At 74.2% G+C, this 6217-nt stretch carries 6 protein-coding genes; all 6 read left to right on the forward strand.

The features are described from left to right. Positions 1 to 108: 108 nt before the first annotated feature. The 6 genes from FLX07_RS35625 (at position 109) to FLX07_RS35650 (ending at position 5990) form a co-directional block, all read left to right on the forward strand. Positions 109 to 951 (forward strand): SDR family NAD(P)-dependent oxidoreductase, encoded by an 843-nt coding sequence (locus FLX07_RS35625; RefSeq protein ID WP_244311177.1) that lies wholly within the window; start codon positions 109 to 111, stop codon positions 949 to 951. Beyond that, entirely contained in the window at positions 948 to 1883 is a 936-nt protein-coding gene (locus FLX07_RS35630) for an aldo/keto reductase (RefSeq protein WP_229689993.1), read from the forward strand. Before FLX07_RS35625 ends, FLX07_RS35630 begins: the two co-directional genes overlap by 4 nt. Continuing rightward, the gene (gene larA, locus FLX07_RS35635; RefSeq protein ID WP_142576365.1) at positions 1873 to 3129 is read left to right on the forward strand and encodes a nickel-dependent lactate racemase; all 1257 of its coding nucleotides are present in this window, start codon (positions 1873 to 1875) and stop codon (positions 3127 to 3129) included. Before FLX07_RS35630 ends, larA begins: the two co-directional genes overlap by 11 nt. A gap of 82 nt (positions 3130 to 3211) precedes the next feature. Then, the gene (gene larB / locus FLX07_RS35640; protein WP_142576367.1) at positions 3212 to 3946 is read left to right on the forward strand and encodes a nickel pincer cofactor biosynthesis protein LarB; all 735 of its coding nucleotides are present in this window, start codon (positions 3212 to 3214) and stop codon (positions 3944 to 3946) included. Then, on the forward strand, positions 3943 to 5058 hold the full coding sequence (gene larC / locus FLX07_RS35645; RefSeq protein ID WP_142576368.1) for a nickel pincer cofactor biosynthesis protein LarC: 1116 nt from the start codon (positions 3943 to 3945) through the stop codon (positions 5056 to 5058). The genes larB and larC overlap by 4 nt, the downstream gene beginning before the upstream one ends. Before the next feature lie 56 nt (positions 5059 to 5114). Then, positions 5115 to 5990 carry an amidohydrolase family protein gene (locus FLX07_RS35650; protein WP_229689992.1) on the forward strand — a complete coding sequence of 292 codons (876 nt, stop codon included), beginning with the start codon at positions 5115 to 5117 and terminating at the stop codon, positions 5988 to 5990. Positions 5991 to 6217 lie beyond the last annotated feature (227 nt).

Raw genomic sequence — 6217 nt, forward strand, 5'->3', positions numbered from 1 at the left:
GGCGGGTGTGGCGCTGGGGCGTGGCCCGCAGGCGTATCTGCGGGAGGGGGATGTGGTGGAGCTGGAGATCGAGGGTCTGGGCCGTCAGCGGCAGCGGGTGGGCCAGGCGTGAGCGAGGCGGGTGTGAACGGACCGGGTGTGAGCGGACCGGGCGTGAACGGGCCGGGCGAGCCGCACGGCGGGCACGGTGCGGAATTCGACGGCGCGGAATTCGACGGCGCGGAGTTCGACGGCGTGGTGGCGATCGTCACGGGCGGGGCTTCGGGTATCGGCAGGGCGATCGCGCAGGAGTTGACCGCGCGTGGTGCCCGGGTGGCCGTGCTGGATCTGAAGGACGCCGAGTTCGTGTGCGATGTGAGCGACGACGTGTCTGTGCGTGCGGCGGTCACGGCGGTGGCCGAGCGGTTCGGCCGGGTCGACGTGGTGGTGAACAACGCGGGAGTGGGCGCGTTGGGCACGGTGGCCGACAACGACGACGCCGAGTGGTTGCGCGTGCTGGATGTGAACGTGGTGGGGATCGCCCGGGTGTCCCGGGCGGCGTTGCCGTTCTTACGTGAGTCGCCGTGCGCGGCGGTGGTCAACGTCTGCTCGGTGGCGGCGACGGCGGGGTTGCCGCAGCGGGCGGTGTATTCGGCGTCCAAGGGAGCGGTGCTGGCGCTGACCCGGGCGATGGCGGCTGATCACGTCGGGGAGGGGATCCGGGTCAACTGCGTCTCTCCGGGCACGGTGGACACCCCGTGGGTGGGGCGGTTGCTGGGCGCGGCGCCCGATCCGGTGGCCGAGCGGGCGGCGTTGAACGCCCGCCAGCCGCACGGCCGCCTGGTGAGGCCGGAGGAGGTCGCTCATGCGGTGGCGTATCTGGCCAGTCCGCGGGCGGGGTCCACGACCGGGGTCGAGCTGGCGGTGGACGGCGGGATGGCCGGGCTGCGACTGCGGCCGGTGACCCCGTGACGGCCGCTGCCGTCGGTCTGGCGGGCAGGCTGGGGCGGTACGGGCTGGGCACGGCGCCGCTGGGCGGGCTGTTCGCGCCGGTGAGTGAGGATGAGGCCGAGCAGGTGCTGGCCGCCGCGTGGCAGGCGGGGATCCGTTATTTCGACACCGCGCCGCACTATGGCAGCGGGCTGGCCGAAGAGCGTCTTGGCCGGTTCCTGCGCGCTCTGCCGCGGGACGCCGCCGCCGAGGCGGTGGTCTCAACCAAGGTGGGCCGGCTGCTGGTGCCCGGTCAGGGTGAGGAAGAGGGGTTCCCCGGGCGGACCGGTTTCGTGCGGGTGCGGGACTACAGCCGCGAGGGTGTGCTGCGCTCGCTGGACGACAGCCTGACGCGGACCGGGCTCGACCGCTTCGACCTGGTGTTCATCCACGACCCGGACGACCACTGGGAGCAGGCCGCCGGCCAGGCGTTTCCGGCGCTGGCCGAGCTGCGCGACCAGGGAGTGATCGGCGCGATCGGCGCCGGGATGAACCAGGCCGAGATGCTGACCCGGTTCGTCCGGGAGACCGATCTGGACGCCGTGTTGGTCGCGGGACGCTACACGCTGCTCGACCGCTCCGCCGCGGAGGAACTGCTGCCCGAGTGCGAGCGGCGGGGTGTGGCCGTGATCGCCGGAGGTGTGTTCAACAGCGGGATCCTGGCCGGCGGCACCACCTTCAACTACGACGCCGCCCCGCCCGCCGTGCTGGAGCGGGCGCGCGAGCTTGGACGCGTCTGCGCGTCCCACGGCGTGCCGCTGCCGGCGGCGGCCCTGCGCTTCCCCCACCGCCACCCGGCCGTCGCCAACGTCCTGATCGGCGCGCGCAGCGCGGAGGAGATCACCGAGGATCTGGCCCTGGCGGCCGCGGACATCCCGGACGCGCTCTGGGAGGACCTGGACCATGCGGGTTGACCTCGCCTACGGCGCCGGCGGCCTGGTCGTGGACCTGCCGGACGACCGGACCACGGTCATCGCGCCGGTCGCCCGGCCCGCCGTGACGGACGAGGCCGCCGAACTGCGCCGGGCCCTGCGCGAACCCGTCGCGGGCCCGCCGCTGCGTGAGCGGGTGCGTCCCGGCCAGACGGTGGCGATCTCCGCCTGCGACGGCACCAGACCCCAGCCGCGGCATCTGATGATCCCGGCGATCCTGGCCGAACTGGACGGGATCACCGACCTGGGCGACGTCGTGATCCTGGTGGCCACCGGCACCCACCGCGGCAACACCGACGCCGAACTGCGCGCGATGTTCGGCGACCAGGTCGTGGACGCCGTACGGATCGTCAACCACGACGCGCGCGACGCGTCGTCGCTGAGGTGGATGGGCCGCCACGGCAAGGACGTGCCGGTCTGGCTCAACCGGGAGTGGACCGACGCCGACGTGCGCATCACGACCGGCTTCGTCGAGCCGCACTTCTTCGCCGGGTTCTCCGGCGGCCCCAAGCTGGTCGCGCCGGGGCTCGCCGCCCTGGAGACCGTGCTCACCCTGCACGACGCGGCCCGCATCGGCGACCGGCGGGCCACCTGGGGCGTCATCCAGGGCAACCCCGTCCACGACGACGTCCGCGCCATCGCCGCCGCCACCGGCGTCACCTTCGCCCTCGACGTCGTGCTCAACCGCGAACAGCGGATCGTGCAGGCGTTCGGCGGCGACCTGCTGCCGATGCACGCCGCCGCCACGGCCGCCGCCCGCGCCGCCGCGATGCGCCCGGTCCGCGAGCCCTTCGACGTGGTGGTGACGACGAACGCGGGCTTCCCGCTCGACCAGAACCTGTACCAGTCGGTGAAGGGCATGAGCGCCGCCGCCCAGGTCGTCAAGCCCGGCGGGACCATCGTCTGCGCCGCCGAGTGCCGGGACGGCTTCCCCGACCACGGCTCCTACCGCGACGTGCTCACCTCCGCCGCCTCTCCGGAGGCGCTGTTCGAGGAGATCTCCCGCCGCACCGAGACCGTGCCCGACCAGTGGCAGGTCCAGATCCAGGCCCGCATCCAGCGGCACGCGCGCGTGGTCATGCACACGTCGTTCCTCGGCGACGCCGACCTGGCCGCCGCCCACCTGGAGCAGACCGGCGACATCGCCGCCACGGTCCGCGCCCTGCCCGGACGGGTCTGCGTCCTGCCGGAAGGCCCCATGACGATCCCCTACCTCGCGGGAGAGTGACCGTGCTCCGCTTCGCGATGGCGACCGGCGGCGACCGGCCCTGCGCCGGACCGCTGCCGGCCGCCGGACACGTCGTACCCGCATGAACGAGGCGTTCGACCTCGGCTACGCCCGCGTGGATCTCGGCCGCGAGGCGCGCCAGGGGCTGCCCGAGATCGTGTACGGCCCGGGCAAGCGGGTGAGCGAGATCGCCGGGATCGTCACCGCTCTGCTCGGCCGCAACACCGGCCCTGTCCTGGTGACGCGGGTCGAACCCGGCACGGCCGCCGCGGTGGGCGCGCTCGTCTCCGGCGGCGCGTACGACCCGGACGCCCGGCTGCTGGTCTGGCGGCCGGCCCAGCCGGTCGAGCACACCGTGGCCGTGGTCACGGCGGGGACGGCGGACGGCCCCGTCGCGGCGGAGGCGGCGGCCGTCGCCTCCGCGCTCGGCCTGCGGACCGTCATGGTCAGGGACGTCGGAGTGGCCGGTCTGCACCGCGTGCTCGCCGCCGCGGACGACCTGCGCGCGGCCGACAGCGTGATCGTCATCGCCGGCATGGAGGGCGCGCTGGCCAGCGTCGTCGGCGGTCTCGTCGAGACGCCGGTGATCGCGGTGCCCACCTCCACCGGATACGGCGCCGCGCTCGAGGGCGTGACGGCCCTGCTGGCCATGCTGACCTCCTGCGCCGCCGGGCTGACCGTGGTGAACATCGACTCCGGCTTCGGCGCCGCCCTCGCGGCCTACCGCCTCACGAGGAGGGCGTCCCGGCCGCAGACGGGTCCGGCGGGCGAGGAGAGTCCGCGGACGGCGGACACGACGACCGGAGCGTACCGATGATCGTCTACCTCAACCCCTTCACCGGGCTCGCGGGCGACATGCTGCTCGGCGCGCTGCTCGACGCCGGGGCCTCGCTCGACGCGGTACGGCAGGCGGTCGCCGCGACCGGGCTCACCGGCTGGCGGCTCGACGCCGAGCGGGTGCGCACCGGGGCGCTGACCGCCACCCGCGTGCGGATCGAGGTCGACGACGACGCCACCGAGCGCCCGGCCGCGCAGCTGATCACGATGGCGGCCCGCACCGGCCTGCCCGTGGCGGAGGCGGCGCTCACCGCGATCGCGGAGGTGGAGGGCGCGCTGCACGGCGTGCCGCCCGCCGACGTCCACCTGCACGAGCTCGGCGGGCACGACACCCTGATCGACATCGTCGGATGCGCGGCGGCGCTGCGTGATCTCCGGGTGACGCGCGTGCACTCCGCGCCGCTGCCGCTGGGCGGCGGCACGGTGCACACCCGCCACGGCGTGCTGCCCGTCCCGGCCCCCGCCACGCTCGCGCTGCTGAAGGGAGCGCGGGTGCGGGGCGGAGAGGCGGGAGAGGCGGTCACGCCGACCGGCGCGGCCCTGCTGCGCGCCGTGGGCACGGCGTACGGCCCGGCTCCGGAGATGGCCCTGCGTGCCACCGGGTACGGCGCGGGCGGCCGCGTGCTGCCCGACCGGCCCAACGTGACCGTGGCCATGCTCGGCGAGCCGGTGGCCGGGGAAGGCACGCAGATCGTTCTGTCGACGAACCTCGACGACGTGACCGGGGAGGTCCTCGGGCACGTCGTCGAGCGTGCCCTCGCGGCGGGCGCCGCGGACGCCTGGATCACGCCCGCCGTCATGAAGAAGGGGCGCCCCGCGCACGTCCTGCACGTCCTCACGGCCCCCGAGCTGGCCGACCGCCTGCAGGACCTGGTCTTCGCCGAGACGGGAAGCCTGGGCCTGCGGCGCGGCGTGGTGGAGAAGGTCGCCCTGCCCCGGCACTTCGAGACCGTACGCCTGCACGGCCGGGACGTCCGCATGAAACACGGGCCGTGGGGGGTCAAACCCGAGTACGACGACCTGGCCGCGCTGGCCGAGGCAACCGGCAAACCGTTGAGGGAACTGGCACGAGAGGCTTTCGACGCGCTGTGACTTCCGATGTGACTCCCCCTGTGACTCCCCCCGCCGCTTCCCCGGCGGCTCCCCCTGTGACTGCGGTGGTGACTGCGGCGGCGACCCGCGTCGACGCCCACCACCACCTGTGGGACCTCTCCCGGCGCCCGCAGACGTGGCTGGACCCCCCGGAGATGGCTCCCATCCACCGCGACTTCGCCCTCTCCGACTACGCCTCCGCCACGGCCGGGACGGGCATCGGCCGCTCCGTGCTCGTGCAGGTGCTGCCCGACGCCGAGGAGACGCGCGAGTTCCTGGCGCTGGCGGCGGGGTCACGGACGGTCGCGGGTGTGGTGGGATGGGCCGATCTGACCTGGCCCGACCTCGCCGACGAGCTCGCCGCCCTGGCCGCCTCGCCCGGTGGCGCGCTGCTGCGCGGGATCCGCCACCTGGTGCAGGGCGAGTCCGACCCGCGCTGGCTGGCCCGCAACGACGTACGCCGGGGGCTGCGGCAGGTCGCGGCCGCCGGGCTCGTCTACGACCTGCTCGTCCTGCCGCACCAGCTGCCGGCCGCGATCGAGACCGTACGCGCCGTGCCCGAGCTGACCTTCGTCCTGGACCACCTCGCGAAACCGCCGATCGCGTCCGGGGAGCTCGACCCCTGGGCGGGCCTCATCGGTGAGCTCGCCGCGGAGCCCAACGTGACGGCCAAACTCTCCGGTCTGATCACCGAGGCGGGGGACGACTGGGACGCCGCCGCGCTGCGCCCGTACGTCGACGTGGCGCTCGACGCGTTCGGTCCGCGCCGTCTCATGTTCGGCTCGGACTGGCCCGTCTGTCTCCTCGCAGGCTCCCTGCCCCTCTGGAGCGAGACCGTCTCGGCGCTGCTCACCGACGCCGGGCTGACGGCCGCCGACCACGAGGCCGTCTTCCGGACCACGGCGACACGGGTCTACCGCCTGGAGGGGTGAACGCCCGGGAAGCCGCGCTCCCCCACCTCGCTTACCCTGGCCGTCCCATGGAACAACAGCACGCCGGCCGGACCCCGCAAGGGGTCCGGCCGGCGTCGCTGTCTCAGGGGGTGGTGAGGTCGAAGCGGTTGACGGTGACCGCGCCGCCCAGGGACTGGGTGGCGTAGTTGAAGATGGCGAAGCGGTAGCCCATGAAGAACTGCCAGGCGTTGCCCATGGTGAAGGCC

The sequence above is a fragment of the Microbispora bryophytorum genome, from assembly GCF_006874465.1.
Classification (GTDB): Bacteria; Actinomycetota; Actinomycetes; order Streptosporangiales; family Streptosporangiaceae; genus Microbispora; species Microbispora bryophytorum.